Genomic DNA, 20369 nt, shown 5'->3' on the forward strand with positions numbered 1-20369 from the left:
CGTTAATTCAAACACTGACACTTGTCTGATCAGGAAGCCAGGTAAGTCTGACTTTATTTGTGCTCGGAGACTCGCACAAAAAAGCTGCATCAGTACCGACTAAACCTACATAAAACAAACGATTATCAATATATATATAAGGCAATTTCTCTCTGCGCCAGAATGGAATCCGCAAAGTCTGAAAATGACTTTTTATGTCACGCGATGGCCGCATTTTGCCGAGGCGAAGACGTTCGCCTCCAACGCGTTGTCGGATTTCTAATTTACTCTTTAGAAGAACTTCAGCATCGATACCTATCTCATCACTTTTGAACAAAAGTCGCCCTTTCAACTCTGGAAAATAATGACTTTCTTCACCATTCCACTGGTGCCATAAGACCCCAACAAATTGACTGATGCAATTTGTATCCTGTAAGCTAACTTTATTGTCGTATCGATGCAAGACATGATTTAAATGGGGAACGGTAACTCGCGCATCTTCACGAGCCTCAAATAGTTGAGTTTGCATTTCTCGTAATTTAGAAGCCGATGGCAATTGCAAACCATGCTTCAATAGCCAGTAACGAAATAAATTGGTCACCCGATCAGTACTTAAGGCACTCAATGCTGCTATTTTCAAATCCGAGCCATCACGACAAACTGCCAGGTCTTGTTCCGCAATTTCATCTAGGATACGATTTGCAGAGCGCACGTGCTCGGAGGTACGCAACAGCCTCTCAGAAAAATCTGGCGCAATTTTTTCAATCTCAGGCATCACCAACAGCCTAAGGGCATTTCTGGTGTAACAAGTTGATGTATTTGACTCATCTTCGATATGCGCGAGCCCGCTCGATTGCGCGTATCTCACCAATGCTTGCTTGGTCTCTTGCAGTAACGGACGAGCCAATAGCAAATCCGCATTCTCCAATAATGAAGCAGCGTGATTGAAATGATCCATTCCTGCCAAACCTCGTACTCCGGTGCCACGCAACAACTGCATTAACATGGTCTCAGCCTGATCATCAAGATGATGCGCTGTAAGTAAGAGAGGAATTTGATCATCCGCACAAAGTTTTCCTAATGCGGCATAACGTAGGCTGCGTGCGGCCGACTCTATACCCATACCTCGTGAATCGACTGCAACACGCACCGATCGAAATCTAATACCTTCCGCAAGACAAACATCATGGCAATGTCGCAGCCATACGTCAGCATTTGGGCTTAAGCCGTGATGTATGTGAAAGGCAAATAGTGGGATGTTTTCCTGCTTAGCAAAACGATATGCGAGCTTGAGCAGGACGCTTGAGTCAAGACCACCACTGTAAGCAATCGCAAAGCCACTTTGCTTACAAGTCGGAACTTGACCCTCTATGATGCCAGCAAGTCTGGCAAAAAAAACTTGTTCGAAATGCTTAGCACCGTTTAAGTGCGATGAACTCATTCCGCAACTCGGGTTTCCTTAAACTTACCATAACTCATCAATTTTTCGTGACGAGCAGCCAATAAGTCTTTCGTTTTCATACCTTGGAACTGACGCAAAGTGTCAGCCAATGCACGCTTCACTAAAGCGCACATCTGTTTCGGATCGCGATGCGCCCCGCCCAAGGGTTCATTAATAATTTTATCGATTAAGCCCATCGCTTTTAAACGATTCGCGGTCAATCCCAGAGCTTCCGCGGCATCTGAGGCACGTTCTGAAGTTTTCCACAAAATGGACGCACAACCCTCAGGAGAAATCACTGAATAGGTTGCATATTGCAACATCAACACAGAGTCACCAACCGCCAGTGCCAAAGCACCGCCAGAACCACCCTCACCAATGATAGTTGCGATCAAAGGTACTTTTAACTCCGCCATCACATACAAATTATGGCCAATAGCCTCAGACTGTCCACGCTCCTCAGCATCAATTCCAGGCCAAGCGCCAGTTGTATCAACAAAGGTAAAGACAGGAATATCAAATTTTTCAGCCAACTTCATCAGGCGCATTGCTTTACGATAGCCTTCGGGCTTAGGCATACCAAAATTACGCATTGCGCGTTCTTTGGTATCGCGACCTTTTTGGTGACCGATCACCATACATGCCTGTCCGTTAAAACGAGCCAAGCCACCAACAATCGCCAAATCATCCGCGAAGGAGCGATCACCATGCAACTCATGGAAATCCGTAAATATTTGTGAAATGTAGTCCAACGTATAGGGACGCTGAGGATGACGGGAAATTTGTGAAACCTGCCAAGGCGTCAACTTAGCATAAATATCTTTTGTCAACATCTGACTTTTTTGTGACAGGCGATCAATTTCTTCTGAAATATCTACTGCAGAATCATCCTGCACAAAACGTAATTCTTCTATTTTTGTTTCAAGTTCTGCGATTGATTGCTCAAATCCTAGAAATGTCGTTTTGGTCATCGTGCCCCCTTAAAAAATCCACACGAGTTAAAGAAAATAAACTTAACTTAAGTCAATAGCATCAAGTTATGTCAAATTTGAATCTAGACTGCGCCACATATACCATGTCGCGACGGTTCTCCACGGCTCCCAATTGGCAGCAACCTCTCTTATATCGATACGCGACACAGGTTCCCCGGAAAAATAATTCTTGCTTATGCCTGAGATTAGCCCATTATCGTCCAAAGGCAAAATATTTGGCCGTATTAAATTAAAAATTAAAAACATTTCAGCGGTCCAACGGCTTATTCCTCTAATCTGGACAAGTTCGGCTATCACTTCTTCATCAGACATGTCCGCCCATTTATCCACATGGACTTTGCCATCCTTAAAATGTACCGCCAAATCTAAAATATAATCAGTTTTACGTTTAGACAAGCCGCTCGATAGCAATTTCTCTTTTCCCATCTCCATGACTTGCTCTGGTGTTGACTTTGGACATACGGTTAAGTAACTTTCCCACAAGGCATTTGCAGAAACACCAGAGATTTGTTGCGCAATAATAGAACGTGTCAAAGTAGTAAATGGGTCATCTCGTCCCATGAGATATAGGTCGCCAAATTGCGGGATCAATTTACGCAGAATTCTATCGCGTTTCATCAATTCGACTTTGGCTTCCTCCCAATATCCAGGAACATGTAATTCCTCGTTACGGACTCGACTATTTTTATTCATTTATTATCTTCCGTATTACTAAGGATGCATAAAGAGCAAATCAACCACTGCATGCAATATTCATTAACCTTTATCAACCTGACGGTTTGAAAGGAAAGCCGCCGATTTTACATGATAATGATTCTGGAAAAACTATTTTATCGTTGAAAACAGCACTGAATTAGGTATAAAAATCCAATAAACTATCAAAAATTGCAAGCAATTGGAGTACATGAAGAAAACCAAAAGCGTCTCGAGCATGCTTAACAATCTAAAACCCTAGGATTTACACGCGATCAAATCGATATATCGATTCATCACTCGGGTATTGCCCGTGATATTTCTCGCCTAACAACAATAGAATGCTACTTTTTCGCCTCATATAGGCAATATCTACAACGCGTTACTGAGTTTATTTGTTAAGATTGCGCCTGACCTGACTAAGCAAGCTTTATGCACTTAAATAAACTACCAAGGTAAGCGCCCGAAGCTAGACGATCTGGCTCGTAGAATTCACAAAATCAATAGAAAAGACACTCAATTACATTATGCGACACTCGATAAAAAACGCATTTGCAGTCACTATTTTACTTAGCGCTATGCTTCCTGCGATCGGTTTCGCGGATGATGCCAGTGATGCTAGTAAATTATATAAAGCTGGGCAATTGAACGAAGCTCTCAAAAAAATAGACGCCGTACTTACACAGCGTCCCAAAGACGCACAAATGCGTTTTTTGAAAGGCATCATATTAACCGAGCAAAATAAGGCTAACGATGCTATCGTCATTTTTACAAAATTAACTGATGACTATCCCGAACTACCAGAGCCATATAACAATCTTGCGGTTTTGTATGCATCAAATGGCCAATACCTGAAAGCAAGTACTGCGTTAGAAATGGCAATACGTACCAATCCAACATATGGCACGGCACACGAAAACCTTGGTGACGTCTACGCCAAATTGGCGAGTCAATCGTATGACAAAGCTCTGCAATTGGACTCTGGCAATTCAACCGCCAAACTTAAACTAAACCTAGTTAAGAACTTGATTGGCAATACAACTGGTGGCACTAATCCAAAGACTAGCCCTACTGCGACGCCTATAGCCAATTTGCCACCCTCGCCGACCGCAACTGCTGCGCCACCAAAGCAAGTAGAGACCAAAGTCGCTAGCGCACCTGCAACCAATCCTAGCAAGGCTACTGCAGCGTCTAGCGACAAAGATAATGTGCTTGATATCGTGGAAGCTTGGGCAAAAGCATGGAGCAATCGAGACGTCACAAAATATTTAGCGTATTACGCTAAAGATTTTCAAACGCCAAAAGGTGAATCCAGAAATGCATGGGCAGAAGACCGCCGCTCGCGTATTGAAGGAAAAGGAAAAATCAGCGTTCGTATCGAAGATGCAAATATCAACATCGATGGGAACTCCGCAACCGTAAAATTCAAACAATTTTATAGTTCTGACCGTCTTTCCTCCACCAGCAGAAAAGTATTGGTTCTGAGCAAACAAGATGGCAAGTGGCAGATTAAACAGGAGCGTTCGGGTAGCTAATGTTTTTCACTTTCCCCAAAGCGGTTTCAATGCCTAGGCTCATTGAGACAGCTTCACTCAGTGTCGCCACCGCCTTAGTTTTAATTTTTGCGGAAACTCAGAACGCATGGTCAAATAATAGTCCACCTGACAAATCCAGTTTTCAAGCGACGAAACTCGGACCCAATCCAGATCTAATGCTGATTCAGGTTTACCAGCATTTAGCGAATAACGAATTAGATAAAGCCCAAGTTAAAATTGATGCTTTATTGACTGCCTACCCTAATTTTCAATTAGGGCATTTAATTCGTGGCGATCTGATTACCATGCGCACGCGCCCCGTAAATCGCTTCGGTGCGGTTAATGCGCCAGGCAACGACAAGTTAAGAGACTTACATGATGAAGCTCAAGCGCGAATTCGTGCTATCACTGAGCGCCCGCAAAAGGATTTAATTCCCAATGTGCTCTTACAAATGAGCGATGAGCAACGCTATGCGTTGGTGATGGATGCGAAACGTGCACGGATTTTTCTTTACGAAAATATCGCCGGCATCCCTACATTGGTGAATGATTACTATGTTAGCCAGGGTAAATTAGGAATAGGGAAGTTCAAAGAAGGTGATCAACGTACACCGCTTGGTGTGTACTTCATCACCACCCGCCTACCAGGTGCCAAACTGCCAGATTTTTATGGGCCTGGCGCGCTTCCATTAAATTATCCTAATGAATGGGATAAGTTGAATGGGCGCGGTGGCTCAGGGATTTGGTTACATGGCGTGCCACAACACAATTACAGCCGTGCACCGCTAGCATCGGACGGCTGCGTCGTCTTATCAAATCAAGATTTTTTAGCTTTAGCAGCAACGGTTGATATTGCGAAAACTCCAGTCATTATTAGTGACGGCATTGCGTTCATCACAAGGGCGAATTGGATTGCTGAAAAACAAACTGCAAGAAAAATGCTCGATGCCTGGCGCGCTGATTTTGCGACTGGAAATCCGAATACACTGGCTCGCCATTATAGTAAAACTTTCAAAACAGGCCAAAATGAAGGTCTTGCCAACTGGCTACAAAAACAAGCACAAGGTATCGCGGGCACTCCCGATGCAGGTATCAAATTGCGTGATATTTCTCAATTCAAGTACCCTGGTCGTGAAGAAATCATGGTCAGCAGTTTCACCCAAGATATTAATACCAGTAGAGGTCTATCGAGCTTTCGACATAAACAGTATTGGGGCAAAGAATCAGGTCAATGGCGCATCGTATTTGAGGAAAATAATCTAATCGCGGGCAGCCGCCTCGATGCCGAAGTAGCGAAGTCGCCTCAAGTTAGCACTCAAGTCAGCACTCAAGTCAGCACTACTAAAACATCGCAACTAAGAGTAGAAACAGCACCAACGCAAATCAATAAAGTAGAAAAAACAAGTAACACAAAAGCTGCTAACTTGGCACACAATGAGGTATTGAAAGCGGTCGAGCAATGGGTCAGAGTTTGGAGTCAAAAAAACACCAAGGCATATTTAGCACATTACGCTAAGGATTTCCAAACGCCCAATGGTGAGTCGCGTAAATCCTGGATGGAAGAACGCCGTTCACGTATTGAAGGCAAAGGCAAAATTACTGTGCAGTTAGACAAACCGACGGTCACTGTGGACGGCAATACTGCAACCGTAAAATTTAGACAAAATTATCAATCTGGTGCACTTGTCGCAAGCAGCAGAAAGACCCTGCTGATGGTCAGACAAGATGGCAAATGGCTAATTAAGCAAGAAAAAACTGGTAGTTAATTGAAACGCTTAATCTGACTATAATCTGATTATTATCTGATCCTCAAAAGGAACCCTATATGATTTCCGCATTGCATCGCCAAGTAAAAAATGCTGGCACAACATTCTCTGTTGCTTTGTTCAGCTTATGCCTGACGCTCAGCTTGAGCGCAAGTGCTCAAGAACTGCCGAAAGTCAGCATCAAAACGTCGATGGGCGATATTGTACTTGAGCTCTATCCTGAGAAAGCGCCAAAAACGGTAGAGAATTTCTTACGCTATGTAAAAAAAGGGCATTACAACAAAACAATCTTTCACCGGGTAATTGATAATTTCATGATTCAGGGTGGCGGCATGGACAGCACGATGAAAGAAAAAGCCACCGATAAACCGGTCATATCAGAAGCAAAAATGGCGTTTGAACAAGGCTTAAAAAATGATATGGGCACTGTTGCAATGGCAAGAATGCCAGATCCGAATTCGGCTCGGGCTCAGTTCTATATCAACGTCAACAACAATGATTTTTTGAATTATCAACCGCTACCTGATGGCGATCCGGTACAAGTTATGAAGAACGGTGACCCGATTACCTTGCCTCGATCACGCGCTTTGGTTTTTGCTTCAGGTTATACACCTTTCGGTAAAGTGATTGAGGGTTGGGAAGTAGTGGAAAAAATAAAATCTGCTGCGGTCACAGATGTCAGCATTTACCAAAATGTACCGACAAAACCTATCACCATTATCTCAGTAAAATTAATCAAGTAATTTTTTGCACGGATAAGATCAGGGCAAATAATCATCACTAGCAAGCATCTTTCATCCGACTTTTTTCATTGTGGTTTCAGTTAAAATACGTCATCCATTTTTTGAGGTTTATTATGGCAGTCCTACTCACTACCAATCTTGGCAATATCAAAGTCGAACTTCACGCAGACAAAGCACCGAAGACCGTAGCAAATTTTCTTGCTTATGTCGAAGCCGGCCATTACACAGGAACTATTTTCCATCGTGTTATTCGTGGCTTTATGATTCAAGGCGGTGGCTTTGAAGTTGGTATGAAACAAAAACCGACCAATGCGCCTGTCGAGAATGAAGCAAAAAATGGATTGAAGAACGTGCCATATAGCTTGGCAATGGCACGCACTAGTGACCCACATTCAGCCTCCGCTCAGTTCTTTATCAACACAGTCGACAATGAGTTTCTCAATTTCCCTGGGCAAGATGGCTGGGGTTATTGCGTATTCGCAGAGGTCACCGAAGGTAAAGATATCGTTGATAAAATTTCCGCATCCAAAACGACACGATCAGGTATGTTTGCCGATGTTCCGGTTGAAAATATCATTATCGAAAAAGCAGAAATCGTTTAATTTCTGAACTGTTTATTCTTATTGGATCCAATGTATGTCCGCTTTATCCAATGACACAGCATCTGATCAAAAAGCGCAACCTAATGCGGTTGCGCTTTTTGTTTCTGATGTTCACTTATCGGACGCATTACCTCATACGACCGAAAAATTTCTCCAATTCTTAGCGATCCAGGCCGTACAGGCACAACGCTTGTATGTATTAGGTGACTTATTCGAATATTGGGCAGGAGATGATGACTGTGAAACGCCCTACAATGATAGCATCGTCACCGCCCTACGAGCCGTCAGCGACAATGGTGTAGAGCTATATTGGATTGCAGGCAATCGAGATTTTCTTGTGGGGGAGGATTTTGCTCAGCGAACTGGCGCTCAACTTTTAGAAGACCCCCATGAATTGCAACTCGCAGGTCAACATTTATTGATATCTCACGGCGACGCGCTTTGCACCGATGATGTCAGTTATATGGCATTTCGTTCTATGGTACGCAACCCTGCCTGGCAAGAACAATTTCTAGCTAAGCCCTTAAGTGAACGAAAAGCGATCATTCAAGGCATGCGTCAAGCCAGCAGTAGCGAACAGAAAAACAAGAGTATGACGATTATGGATGTCAATCAAAATGCAGTCGCACATTTGTGCGAGCAATACCAGGGTGCGAGCCTAATCCACGGTCACACACATCGTACCGCAATGCATTCAGAGGCCTATGGATTGCGATATGTTCTACCGGATTGGGATTGTGATCGCGCCTCCAAGCTGCGTGGTGGGTATTTGCAATTAGAGGCTGATGGTAAGTTACAGTTTTTTTATCTGTAGACGGTCTGTTTAGCAAACTAAGTAACCGCCTTACTTAGCTCATTTACTTTGTCTCAGCTAATAGGCGCAATATTTCGGGCCGCACGATACGCAGGTGTGCAACATCAATCAGCATTACTAGTGGAACAATTATTAACGGCAATATGAAGCATTCCGCCCATGATGGCAAGCCAACTTTCAGTGCTAATCCACTCGTAAAAACAATTAAAACCACAGGCAAAGAAAAAGCGATTGAAACCACTACTAAGAGCCAATTGCGCGCATCTTTAAATGGCAAATGTTTGCCAGCGTTATCAATAAGCGACATCGCTTTGTAGCAATCCACTTGAGCCAATTCAGGAATCACACGGCAAATTATCTTTTTATGGTAGCTGCTTCTACTGAACAATTAAGACGGTCCTTTCTATAAACAAATTCAAATCTATCGTTTAACCCAGAATTTCCGTTAGGATTTGAGACGATGGCGGATGCACTTTTCGAGGCAGTTTTTACGTGAATGAGGCGAAAATAGCTAACTATTTGCAACGAAGAACGAAAAAAAATGACCGAAAATGCGCCGCCAGCGCTCAAATAGCGTCGAAGACGCGCCTAATGGAAAATCTGGGTTTAATCGACCAGCTGCGAAATTTCATCCGCATCTATACGCTTTTCGTTCAAAGTTTTTTCGCATACGATACCTGCCACTAAAATTGCCGCGCGCAGCTTTTCGATTTGTTCTTGCTGCGAGCAGACATGCTCGGTGAGTTGGCGAAATGCTTTTGAAATCGGATCATCACCATTAGCGCTCAAACCATACGCGCTGAATCCTGCAGCATCCGTAGCTTCACTCACTTCATTTGCTGATTTCACCAAGTGTGCGGGATTCCCGACAGCGGTCGCTCCGGCTGGTACAGGTTTTATCACAACCGAATTAGAACCGATCTTTGCGCCAGCGCCAACGGTAAAGCCGCCCAAGATTTTTGCACCAGCACCAACAATTACTCCCGCTTCTAAAGTTGGATGACGTTTAGCACCTTTCGTCAAAGAGGTGCCACCTAAAGTCACCCCCTGATAAATCGTACAATCATCACCAACCACGGCAGTTTCGCCAATCACAACACCAAAACCGTGATCAATAAACACACGTTTGCCTATGGTCGCACCAGGATGGATTTCAATTCCAGTAAAAATACGCGCGAGGTGCGCTATAAAGCGCCCCAACCACTTCATACCGTAAGTCCAGCACCAGTTAGCCCAAACATGCATCACAACGGCCTGCAGACCCGGATAACAGGTGATTACCTCCCAAGTGTTGCGAGCGGCGGGGTCACGTTGGATGATGCTGGCGATATCTTCGCGTAGTTGTTTAAACATAAAATTGGGAAATTACAGACAGGGTCAGTGCGATCTTATTGACGAGCGACTAGTGTAAAAGGTTTTTGCATTTGCTGCAGAAGGTGTCGTGTTTGCGTGTTAACAATAACACCTGACGTGACTTAAAGATGCGGTATCCGCTAGAGATACCGCAATAGAAACTACTTAGCGGCGATGCGTTGACGACGTGCCTCATAAAGACAGACGCCAGATGCTACGGAAACATTCAAACTTTCAACTGAACCCAACATAGGAATCTGCACCAGCATATCGCAATTTTCACGCGTCAGACGGCGCATACCTTCGCCTTCATTCCCCATAACAATCGCGATACCGCCTTTAAAATCGACATCGTAAATCGTTTTCTCTACATCATCGGATGTGCCGATAATCCAGATATCGCGTTCTTTCAACTCACGAATCGTGCGCGCCAAATTCGTTACCGTGATATAGGGAACCGTTTCAGCTGCCCCACTCGCCACTTTTTCAGCGGTAGCGTTTAATCCGACTGCACGATCCTTAGGTGCGATCACAGCATGCGCACCAACACCATCGGCGACGCGCAAACATGCACCAAGATTATGCGGATCAGTAATGCCATCCAAAATCAATAACAAAGGAGGTCCTTCAATTGCATCGAGCAATTCATCCAGATTGCGTGCCAATGAAAGCTCACCAGCTTTTGCAACCACACCTTGATGGCGACGCGTTCCTACAATATTAGATAAACGTTGATCATCCGCCTGGATAATACGAATTCCAGCCGACTTCGCTGCATGAATCAATTCCTGCATACGGCGATCAGAACGATCATTGTCGACATAGATTTCTTCTACCGATGAGGCTTCATGGCGGATACGAGAGGTTACGGCATGGAAACCGAAAATCATTTTACTTTTCATTGCTCACTTCTTTTTAGGTATTTAAACTTCTTACTCATTACTTGCAAATCATTGATGCTTCAATCACAAACTTAGTTTTCAAATCTAGCTATTTACATCTACTTAGCGTTTTCTCCTAGCAGCTGGCGCTGTTTTCACTTTGCGCTCAGCGCGCGTCGCAGCAACCGATACTTTTTTGCGCTTAGTTTTACTTGCTGGTGTCTCGACATAAATCGCTGGTTCATTACGAGCTTTGGTTTTACCACTGACTACCGGCTTTTCAATATCGATTGCACGACCTGCTTTTGCATTAACACCACGTTTCCCTTGACGTGCAACTGCGACTTCTTCAAATTCACGTGTTTTAGGAAAACGATTTGGCACTGCGCTAGTCGCCAAGGACAGATCAATTTTACGCGCATCGATATCAACACGGCTGACCACCACTTTAACTTTATCGGTCAGTTGATAACGCTTTCCACTACGTTCACCACGTAATTCATGACGCGCATCATCGAATTGAAAATAGTCTGCGCCAAGTTCCGTGATATGAACCAAACCTTCCACAAACATTTCATCTAATTGCACGAACAAACCAAATTGCGTTACGCCTGAAATCGTGCCTGTGAACTCCTCACCCAATTTACTCTTCATGTAATAACACTTGAGCCAAGCTTCCACGTCGCGCGATGCTTCATCAGCACGGCGCTCATTTGCAGAGCAATGGGTACCGAGCATGTCCCAAACGGTTAATTCTTTCTGAGGGCGCTCCTTACCAGCTGCGCGATCAACCGCCATTTGTTTGCGCGCCGCATTCGACACGCTGGTATTGAGCACACTGGTATCGATACCTTTAGGTTCGTATTTTTTACCTTGCAAAATTGCTTTAATAGCGCGATGTGTCAACAAGTCGGGATAGCGTCGAATCGGACTTGTGAAGTGGGCATAGGCATCGTACGACAAACCAAAATGTCCAATATTATCTGGGCTATAGACCGCTTGCTGCATTGATCGCAGCAACATTGTCTGCAGTAGTTGCGAGTCTGGACGCCCCTTTATTCTTTCCATTAATTGCGCATAATCGGACGCTGATGGCGAATCGCCACCCATCAAATTCAAACCAACTTGACGCAAGAAATTTCTTACTTGAGTCAATTTTTCTTTGGTTGGTCCAGCATGGATCCGGTACACGCCTAAGTGCTCAAACTCTGCCAACAAACTGGCAGCGCACACGTTTGCTGCCAACATACATTCTTCAATCAACTTATGGGCATCATTACGCGTGCGCGGCAAGATTTTTTCTATTTTGCCAGCAGCATTAGCGACGATATAAGTTTCAGTCGTCTCAAAATCAATTGCCCCACGACGATGGCGCGCTTTTAGAAGAACCTGAAAGCATTCATATAAATGCAGCAAATGCGGCACCAAGGCCAGGCGTTTATTCGCTTCTGGTCCTTTGGTATTACCAAGAATGGCAGCTACTTCAGTGTAGGTAAAACGAGCTGATGAATGAATAACTGCAGGATAGAATTGATACGCAGTCACTTCCCCATCGATAGAGATAACCATATCACAGACTAAAGTCAACCTATCGACATTGGGATTCAGTGAACACAATCCATTAGACAATTTTTCCGGCAGCATAGGAATAACGCGGCGCGGAAAGTAAACAGACGTGCTGCGCAATAATGCATCTTCATCAATCGCATCATTTGGTTTGACGTAATGACTGACATCAGCAATCGCCACAAGTAAGCGATACGCCTTTTGTCGCCCGATTTTTACGGGTTCACAATACACGGCATCATCAAAGTCACGCGCATCTTCGCCGTCAATTGTAACTAAAGAAATATCACGCAAGTCAACACGATCTTCTAAGTCTTTTGCGGTGACATCAAATGGCAATTTTTCTGCAGCGCGTTTTGCAGCAGCAGAAAATTCATGAGGCACGCCGAACTTGCGCACCGCGATTTCGATTTCAATACCTGGGTCGTCAATTTCGCCCAGAATTTCAACTACTTTCCCTATTGCCTGCGAATACTTAGTCGGCTGTTCAATCAATTCGACGCTAACCACTTGACCAGCTTTTGCTTTACCCGGCGTTCCTGCCAATAAAATATCCTGATTAATACGATTGTCCTCAGGGGCAATCAACCAAACGCCATTTTCATTAATCAAGCGACCAATAATATGCGTATTAGCACGTTCCAAAATTTCTGAAACACTACCTTCTAAGCGGCCTTTTCTGTCGGTTCCTACCACCTTAGCGCTAACGCGATCACCATTTAAGATACGTGCCATTTCGCGTTCGGGCAAAAATAAGTCAGGGCTGCCATCATCCGGCGTCAAGAAGCCATAACCATCGCGATGACTACTGACTTTACCTACGATTAAATTGTCTTGCGCCAAGGCAGAGAAATTGCCTGCTGTATCTTGTTTAACCTGACCTTCGCGCTCCATCGCTTTCAGTCTTTTTGCCATACCGTCGATCTCCTCAGGTTTAACACCCAATTTTTTTGCAATCGAAGTCGCTTTCAATGCTGTCTTAGACGCACGTAAAACACCGAGAATATCCTCGCGGCTAGGAATGGGATAAAGATGTTTGTTCAAGGCAGTGGAATCTCTTTAGATAGAAACTATTAAACGTCGTAAATGTGCTTAGTTTATCGGGTTACACCGAAAATAAATAGCTAAGTTTGATAAAGCGAATTTCGAATTGAGAGTTCTCTAAAGCACTAAATACATTGACTTTAGCTGTCATTACTTTATAATTCTCGCTTTCGTTGCCCACGTGGCGGAATTGGTAGACGCGCATGGTTCAGGTCCATGTGCCTTCGGGTGTGGGGGTTCGAGTCCCTCCGTGGGCACCAAAGTATCAGTTTAAGAAGCCGTTAATTTTTTAACGGCTTTTTTATTTTTTAAATTACGAAAACATTTCAGACATTAATGCCGATACAGCGTGAATATGTGTCGAGTAAATAGTTCTGGGAAAGTCGAATATATTTCTCTTCTGATGCCCCATCTACTCAACGTATTCTTTCACCACTAATTTCGAGCTAATTCCTCCAAGCTCAAGGTATCGTAGATTTCAAACGGCTGATGTATCCAAGGTGAGCCTTCCACATACTCAACGTAAAAGTCGGGAACAACTACCGATACTGATTTCACCCATATCACCGCACTCTTAATCTCGCTAATCTCTGGATAATGATTGCGCAACCATGGTTGAACTTCTTTAAATGTAATACCTGAATCAACCAGATCATCCAGCAATAACACTCTGCCCCGTAGATTTTGCTCAACACTGGCGACACTTCCGCCAATCTGTATTTGCCCATGTTCTTGGCCAGCGGCGCCACGATAGGAGCTGACAGAAAGTATGCTCAACGGTAATTTAAACAAGCGCGAGAAGACATCGCCTAAACGAAGCCCTCCGCGTGCCAAACACAGAATATGATCGAACTGTAAACCCGATTCATGGATTTTCAATGCTAAGAGTTCTATCGAGCGATGATACTCATCCCACGAAACCCACAAATCTTTTTGCTCAGTATTCAAGATCGACAACTTTTCAAAATCAGCTACAGAATCGATTACAAAAACGGATGGCGCAACACTATAGTTTCTTCACGGTCAGGACCTGTAGAAACCATATCGATAGGTACGCCGACTAATTCTTCGATGCGCTTGATGTAATTGCGTGCATTGATAGGCAAAGCATCCATAGATTGTGCGCCCACGGTAGAATCAGACCAACCAGGCATTTCCTCATATACGGCAACACATCGTGCAGCGTCTTCCGCACCGACCGGAAAAATATCAACCGATTTTCCATCAATTGTATAGCCAGTGCACAACTTCAACGATTCCAAACCATCCAACACGTCCAGCTTAGTCAAACACATACCCGACACACCATTGATTTGCACAGAGCGCTTCAACAAAGCAGCATCAAACCAACCACAACGACGCGCACGACCAGTCACAGTGCCAAACTCGTGACCAATACTCGCCAAGTGTTTACCAACACCTTGATCAGTCGGCAATTCGGATGGGAATGGGCCCGAGCCGACACGTGTAGTATACGCTTTAGTAATGCCCAAGATGTAATGCAGCATGCCAGGGCCAACGCCGGAACCTGCAGACGCATTACCAGCAACACAATTACTTGAAGTAACGAATGGATAAGTACCATGATCGATATCGAGCAAACTACCTTGCGCGCCCTCAAACAACAGACTTGCGCCGTTTTTGTAGGCTGCATGCAAAGCACTGGAAACGTCAGTTACCATGGGACGGATACGAGCGACATCGCGCATCGCATCATCATAGGTTTTTTGGAAATCGACTGGCGCAGCTTTTAAATAATTGACTAAGACGTAATTGTGGTATTCCAAGTTTTCTTTAAGCTTCTCGGCAAAGCGCTCAGGATTCAATAAATCAGCAACGCGAATGGCACGTCGCGCCACTTTATCTTCGTACGCTGGGCCAATACCTTTGCCAGTCGTACCAATTTTTGCAGCACCACGAGCAGCTTCACGTGCGGCATCAAGCGCCGTGTGATATGGCAAAATCACGGGACATGCTTCCGATATTTTCAAACGTGAGCAAACTTCAACACCGTTCGCTTCCAACTTATCAATCTCACGCAATAAATCTGGTACGGACAAAACCACACCATTACCGATATAACAGGCCGTACCCGCACGCATAATTCCAGAAGGAATCAATTGCAAAGCCGTCTTCTGACCACCGATAACCAAAGTATGACCGGCATTATGACCGCCTTGAAAACGCACAACGCCTTGCGCGTGATCCGTCAACCAATCGACGATTTTACCTTTGCCTTCATCGCCCCACTGGGTGCCAATGACAACTACGTTTTTTGCTGGTTTATTTTGTGACATCGCTCATCAACCTACTGTTTTTAAAATCCATTGACTACCATCGAATTCGACCATGCGCGTGCATTCAAATTCGTCCTGTTCATTCTCGTGGCCGGGCAGATTTTGTATTACTACTTCGCCTACCAAGCGCAATTCATTTATTTTGTTACGCAATGCTGGATCTGAGCTCCACGGCGCCAAAATCGCATTCTTACGTTCTGCCGAAGGCATCAAACGCGCTAACTCACGCAAATCCAAAGAGAAGCCTGTCGCTGGACGCGCACGTCCAAATGCTTCGCCCACGTGATCATAACGACCACCGCGAGCAACTGCATTTGGCAACCCAGGTACAAAGGCATTAAACATTACGCCACTGTGATAGTGATAGCCGCGTAAATCCGCCAAATCGACAGTCACTTTGGCGCTTCCTACCAAATCAACCAAATAGGCCAATTCGTCCAATGCTATCGCAATCCCATCGAGTTTGGGCAAAATTTCACGGGCTTTTTGAATAATCGCCTTGTCACCATATAAATTTGGCAAATCCAACAAAGCTTGACGAACTTCCGGCTGGAAATCTTTCGTCAACTCTTTTAACGCCGGCAAATCCTTCGCTTCTAACAAAGCAAACAATTGTGATTCATGTCGCTTGGCTGCGGCATCACTGTTCAACAATGCCCGCAGAACCCCCACGTGACACAGATCCAAGCGCACCTCAGAAATATTCGCCAATGCTAAAGATGCCAGCATCAGCTCTTGAATCTCGGCGTCAGCTTCGAGGCCAGCGTGCCCATAAATCTCACCGCCAATTTGCAAAGGCTCACGCGTCGCGTGCAAACCAGATGGACGGGTATGTAAAACGCTACCCGCGTAACACAAGCGAGTCACTGTTTTACGATTCAATAAATGCGCATCAATGCGTGCGACTTGTGTCGTCATATCAGCACGTACACCCATAGTTCTGCCGGAAATCTGATCGACTAACTTGAAAGTACGCAAATCCATGTCTTGTCCCGCCCCTGTCAGCAAAGACTCAATGTATTCAAGCAATGGGGGCATGACTAATTCATAGCCATAACACCGGAAATTATCTAACAAAACACGACGCAACTCTTCGATTTTGCGTGCTTCCGAAGGCAAGACGTCGGCAATGTTTTCTGGGAGTAGCCAATTTGGCATAAGAAACAATCTTCAGCAATAACAATACTGCAAACATTAATGGATCGGGCAAAAACTAGAAAGACTGCAGTTCAAAATGAAATGCAGTCTATCCAAGTTCGCCCACTTTTAGTGCACTTATTTTTTTGGAGCAGCTCCGGCAGCTCCGGCTCCTGGCGCTTTAAAATACTTAAAGAATTCTGAATTCTGATCAACCACCATCATGTCACTCTTACTCTTAAAGCTAGCACGATAGGCTTCCAAGCTGCGGTAAAACTTATAGAACTCAGCGTTCTGACTAAATGCCTGCGAATAAATTTTCGCGGCTTCAGCATCACCAGCACCACTGACTGTTTGCGCCTCTTTATACGCTTCAGCAACAATCACTATGCGCTGACGATCAGCATCTGCACGGATTTTTTCTGAATCAGCAAAACCCGTAGAACGCAACTCATTTGCAACTCGGCTACGCTCAGCCTTCATGCGCTCGTAGACAGAGTTGTTGATCTGCTCCACATAGTCCACACGTTGCAAACGCACGTCAACGATTTCAACGCCAATTTGCTTTGCCTCGTCTGTGACTTTTTTACGGATGGCTTGCATCACTTTATCGCGCTCACCGGAAATCACGTCACGCACCGAACGTTTCGTAATCTCTTCGTTCAACGCAGCCTTAACGATTTGCGACAAACGATCACGGGCACGACTTTCTTCGCCGCCAAAGCTAACGAAATACAATTTTGGTTCCGTGATATGCCACTTAACGTAAGTATCGACCAAAATATTTTTCTTTTCTGCCGTAATAAAACGATCAGCCTCAGGAGACTCTATCGTCAAGATACGCTTATCCAAAACCATCACGTTTTGAAACGGTGGTGGTAATTTGAAATGCAAGCCAGGCTCACTAATGACTGCCTTCACTTCACCCAAAGCAAACACGATCGCATGTGATCTTTGATCAACCACAAATATCGTGGAGTACGCGGCGATGCCAACAATCACTAAAGCCAGTATGGAAGAAATAAACTTATTCATTAACGTGACTCCCTATCGCGAGAATCACGAGTACGACCCTCTTTACTTCCACGAACTTCGACTGTCGTCATCGTATCGGCTGGCACACTTCCCGTCGTTGCAGTGGCTGGCTGATTACTCTTAACCACATTATCACCATTCAGTTTATCTAAAGGCAAATAGATCATATTATTTGCACTCTTAGTATCCATCATTAACTTGGTCGTACTAGAAAAAATCTGCTGCATAGTTTCCAGGTACATACGATCCCGTGTCACAGCTGGCGCTTTTTGATACTCTACCAATACTTGCTTAAACCGCGCCGCATTGCCCTCCGCATTTGCAATTACACGTGAACGATAACCTTCGGCATCTTGCAACATGCGAGACGCTTCACCACGTGCTTTTGGAATGACATCATTAGCATAGGCTTGGCCTTCATTTTTTTGGCGTTCTTTATCTTGACCTGCTTTTACCGCATCATCAAAAGCCGCTTGCACTTGTTCTGGCGGCTGCACCGCCTGCATCGTGACATTGGTAATTTGAGCACCGGACTCATAACGATCCAGAACTTGTTGCATCAATAGATTCACGTCAAGGGCGACTTTTTCACGCCCTTCATACAAAACAAAGTCCATCTTGCTACGACCCACTATTTCACGGATCGCGGTTTCAGCAACCTGACGTATCATTTCTTCCGGGTCACGATTGCTATACAGCCATTTTGCCGCATCTTTCAATTTATATTGCACCGCAAATTGAATGTCGATGATATTTTCATCATCGGTCAACATCAAAGCTTCTTTTGGCTGCTTATTCTTTACATTATTCCGATAACCTATCTCGACCGTACGCACCTGCATCATGTTTACGATTTCATGCGACTGAATCGGTGCAGGCCAACGCCAGTTGAAACCTGGGCTTGCTTGATAGCTGTATTTACCAAAAGTAGTAATCACGCCGGTCTTGCCTTCCTCCACGATGAAAAAGCCACTAATCATCCAAAAGAATGCGACTACGGCCACAATAACGCCAAAGCCGATTTTGGCGAATGTAGAATCAGAAGGTGAGCCACCACCAGTATCACCACCGCCGTTTTTACCGAACATGCGAGCAATTGATTGATTAAAATCTCGCCACAACTGATCTAGATCAGGAGGACCATCTTCAGGCTTTTTGCCATCTTGCTTACCGTCTTTAGAACCACGCCCCCATTGAGGATCGTTCAAAGATAGTAAGGGCTTTAATCGCTTAAGAAAGGGAATTCGCATTCGTTCATTACCCGCTAAAAAAGTTGAATTATTGTTGCCAAGTTATTGCCAATTTACTGCTAAATAATTGCGGAATTTATCTTAATAAGTATGTACCGACTGCTAATCTACTCTTCGATCAAAACTTCATTATTTGTCGTTTTTGATTCAGTTTTAACTGGCGCTTCCTGCATTAATTCAATGATGGCGTTTCGCAATAAATCAATACCTAAACCATTTTTTGCACTAAGAAAAACTCTATCGATTTTACCATATTCGTCACGCTCTACGGCGACAGGCAAATCAACCTGATCAATCTTATTCCAAACTAGCAACTGAGGTATATGATCTGCACCAATCTCTTTTAATACATGATTTACCTGTTCGATTTGGTCATTACGAACCGCGCTACCACCATCGACCACATGCAATAACAAATCCGCATGAATCGTTTCTTCCAATGTTGCACGAAATGAAGCGACCAATTGGTGAGGCAAATCACGAATAAAGCCGACAGTATCGGAAACAACTATATTGCCTACACCATCTAAATACAAACGACGCGAAGTAGTATCTAGCGTGGCAAATAATTGATTGGCAGCATACGTACCTGCTTTAGTCAAAGTATTGAACAAAGTAGACTTACCTGCATTGGTATAACCCACCAAAGATACGGTAAAAGTATTACTACGACCTCGCGAACGACGTTGTGTTTCTCGCTGCTTATGAAGCTTTTCCATCTTTGCCTTGAGCATTTTCACCCGCTCGCCCAACAAACGACGATCCGTCTCCAACTGAGTCTCACCGGGGCCGCGCAAACCGATACCACCTTTTTGGCGCTCCAAATGGGTCCACCCACGAACCAGTCTAGTTGCAAGATGCTGCAACTGCGCAAGTTCGACTTGCACCTTACCTTCGTGACTTTTGGCGCGCTGAGCAAATATATCCAGAATCAAACTAGTTCTATCGACCACGCGTATCTTCAAATGCCGTTCCAGATTTCTCTGCTGCGCCGGTGATAGTGCGTGATTGAAAATAACAAGATCTAATTCAAGATCAGTGACAGCGTGCGCAATTTCATCGGCTTTGCCTGATCCGACAAATAGTGCTGCGTCGGGACTAGAACGCTTACATGCTATGGTTGTGATGGTCTCAGCCCCCGCGGAAAGCGCGAGCTGAGAAAGTTCGTCTAAACTTGCGGCAAAATCACCCTTGCCAAAGTCCACGCCAACTAGAGCAGCGCGCATAAGAACCTAAAAATG

At 44.6% G+C, this 20369-nt stretch carries 18 protein-coding genes and 1 tRNA gene; 7 read left to right on the plus strand and 12 right to left on the minus strand.

Features of this window, described 5'->3' with window-relative positions:
* Positions 1 to 7 precede the first annotated feature (7 nt).
* The 3 genes from tilS to ACO0KZ_RS10950 form a co-directional block, all read right to left on the minus strand.
* Complete coding sequence (gene tilS, locus ACO0KZ_RS10940; protein ID WP_422995187.1) at positions 8 to 1420, minus strand: tRNA lysidine(34) synthetase TilS; 1413 nt, start codon at positions 1418 to 1420, stop codon at positions 8 to 10.
* The gene (locus ACO0KZ_RS10945) at positions 1417 to 2391 is read right to left on the minus strand and encodes an acetyl-CoA carboxylase carboxyltransferase subunit alpha (RefSeq protein WP_422995188.1); all 975 of its coding nucleotides are present in this window, start codon (positions 2389 to 2391) and stop codon (positions 1417 to 1419) included. The genes tilS and ACO0KZ_RS10945 overlap by 4 nt, the downstream gene beginning before the upstream one ends.
* Before the next feature lie 66 nt (positions 2392 to 2457).
* A complete protein-coding gene (locus ACO0KZ_RS10950) occupies positions 2458 to 3105 on the minus strand; it encodes a DNA-3-methyladenine glycosylase family protein (RefSeq protein WP_422995189.1) in 648 nt (215 codons plus the stop codon).
* A 578-nt stretch (positions 3106 to 3683) separates the two neighbouring features.
* Between ACO0KZ_RS10950 and ACO0KZ_RS10955 the strand changes: the two genes are divergently transcribed.
* From ACO0KZ_RS10955 to ACO0KZ_RS10980, 6 genes are all read left to right on the plus strand, one after another.
* Positions 3684 to 4640 carry a L,D-transpeptidase Cds6 family protein gene (locus tag ACO0KZ_RS10955; protein WP_422995190.1) on the plus strand — a complete coding sequence of 319 codons (957 nt, stop codon included), beginning with the start codon at positions 3684 to 3686 and terminating at the stop codon, positions 4638 to 4640.
* A 29-nt stretch (positions 4641 to 4669) separates the two neighbouring features.
* Positions 4670 to 6406, plus strand: a complete 1737-nt coding sequence (locus ACO0KZ_RS10960; protein ID WP_422995191.1) for a L,D-transpeptidase family protein — start codon at positions 4670 to 4672, stop codon at positions 6404 to 6406.
* Positions 6407 to 6465: 59 nt separating this feature from the next.
* Positions 6466 to 7149 carry a peptidylprolyl isomerase gene (locus ACO0KZ_RS10965; protein ID WP_422995192.1) on the plus strand — a complete coding sequence of 228 codons (684 nt, stop codon included), beginning with the start codon at positions 6466 to 6468 and terminating at the stop codon, positions 7147 to 7149.
* Positions 7150 to 7262: 113 nt separating this feature from the next.
* Positions 7263 to 7751 (plus strand): peptidylprolyl isomerase, encoded by a 489-nt coding sequence (locus ACO0KZ_RS10970; protein ID WP_422995193.1) that lies wholly within the window; start codon positions 7263 to 7265, stop codon positions 7749 to 7751.
* A 34-nt stretch (positions 7752 to 7785) separates the two neighbouring features.
* A complete protein-coding gene (locus ACO0KZ_RS10975; protein ID WP_422995194.1) occupies positions 7786 to 8565 on the plus strand; it encodes a UDP-2,3-diacylglucosamine diphosphatase in 780 nt (259 codons plus the stop codon).
* Between the two features lie 143 nt (positions 8566 to 8708).
* Positions 8709 to 8882 (plus strand): hypothetical protein, encoded by a 174-nt coding sequence (locus tag ACO0KZ_RS10980; RefSeq protein WP_422995195.1) that lies wholly within the window; start codon positions 8709 to 8711, stop codon positions 8880 to 8882.
* Positions 8883 to 9171: 289 nt separating this feature from the next.
* On the opposite strand, the gene cysE is transcribed toward ACO0KZ_RS10980, so the two are convergent.
* The 3 genes from cysE to rnr all read right to left on the minus strand — a co-directional run bounded on the left by cysE (position 9172) and on the right by rnr (position 13409).
* Positions 9172 to 9918: a serine O-acetyltransferase gene (gene cysE, locus ACO0KZ_RS10985; RefSeq protein WP_422995196.1), complete on the minus strand. Its 747-nt coding sequence runs from the start codon at positions 9916 to 9918 to the stop codon at positions 9172 to 9174.
* Between the two features lie 161 nt (positions 9919 to 10079).
* Positions 10080 to 10820 carry a 23S rRNA (guanosine(2251)-2'-O)-methyltransferase RlmB gene (rlmB, locus tag ACO0KZ_RS10990; protein WP_314859856.1) on the minus strand — a complete coding sequence of 247 codons (741 nt, stop codon included), beginning with the start codon at positions 10818 to 10820 and terminating at the stop codon, positions 10080 to 10082.
* A gap of 102 nt (positions 10821 to 10922) precedes the next feature.
* Positions 10923 to 13409: a ribonuclease R gene (gene rnr / locus ACO0KZ_RS10995; RefSeq protein WP_422995197.1), complete on the minus strand. Its 2487-nt coding sequence runs from the start codon at positions 13407 to 13409 to the stop codon at positions 10923 to 10925.
* 175 nt (positions 13410 to 13584) lie between these two features.
* Between rnr and ACO0KZ_RS11000 the strand changes: the two genes are divergently transcribed.
* A tRNA-Leu gene (locus ACO0KZ_RS11000) sits at positions 13585 to 13669 on the plus strand.
* Between the two features lie 175 nt (positions 13670 to 13844).
* Here ACO0KZ_RS11000 and ACO0KZ_RS11005 read toward each other — a convergent pair.
* From ACO0KZ_RS11005 to hflX, 6 genes are all read right to left on the minus strand, one after another.
* Positions 13845 to 14366, minus strand: a complete 522-nt coding sequence (locus ACO0KZ_RS11005; RefSeq protein ID WP_422995198.1) for a phosphoribosyltransferase — start codon at positions 14364 to 14366, stop codon at positions 13845 to 13847.
* 26 nt (positions 14367 to 14392) lie between these two features.
* Positions 14393 to 15706, minus strand: a complete 1314-nt coding sequence (locus ACO0KZ_RS11010; RefSeq protein WP_422995199.1) for an adenylosuccinate synthase — start codon at positions 15704 to 15706, stop codon at positions 14393 to 14395.
* 6 nt (positions 15707 to 15712) lie between these two features.
* Positions 15713 to 16864, minus strand: coding sequence for an ATP phosphoribosyltransferase regulatory subunit (locus ACO0KZ_RS11015; RefSeq protein ID WP_422995200.1), 1152 nt, complete (start codon positions 16862 to 16864; stop codon positions 15713 to 15715).
* A 117-nt stretch (positions 16865 to 16981) separates the two neighbouring features.
* The gene (hflC, locus tag ACO0KZ_RS11020) at positions 16982 to 17878 is read right to left on the minus strand and encodes a protease modulator HflC (RefSeq protein ID WP_422995201.1); all 897 of its coding nucleotides are present in this window, start codon (positions 17876 to 17878) and stop codon (positions 16982 to 16984) included.
* A complete protein-coding gene (gene hflK / locus ACO0KZ_RS11025) occupies positions 17878 to 19128 on the minus strand; it encodes an FtsH protease activity modulator HflK (RefSeq protein ID WP_422995202.1) in 1251 nt (416 codons plus the stop codon). Before hflK ends, hflC begins: the two co-directional genes overlap by 1 nt.
* A 107-nt stretch (positions 19129 to 19235) precedes the next feature.
* Positions 19236 to 20354, minus strand: coding sequence for a GTPase HflX (hflX, locus tag ACO0KZ_RS11030; RefSeq protein WP_422995203.1), 1119 nt, complete (start codon positions 20352 to 20354; stop codon positions 19236 to 19238).
* Between the last annotated feature and the right edge of the window lie 15 nt (positions 20355 to 20369).

This window comes from Undibacterium sp. Di24W, assembly GCF_049340325.1.
Lineage (GTDB): Bacteria > Pseudomonadota > Gammaproteobacteria > Burkholderiales > Burkholderiaceae_D > Undibacterium.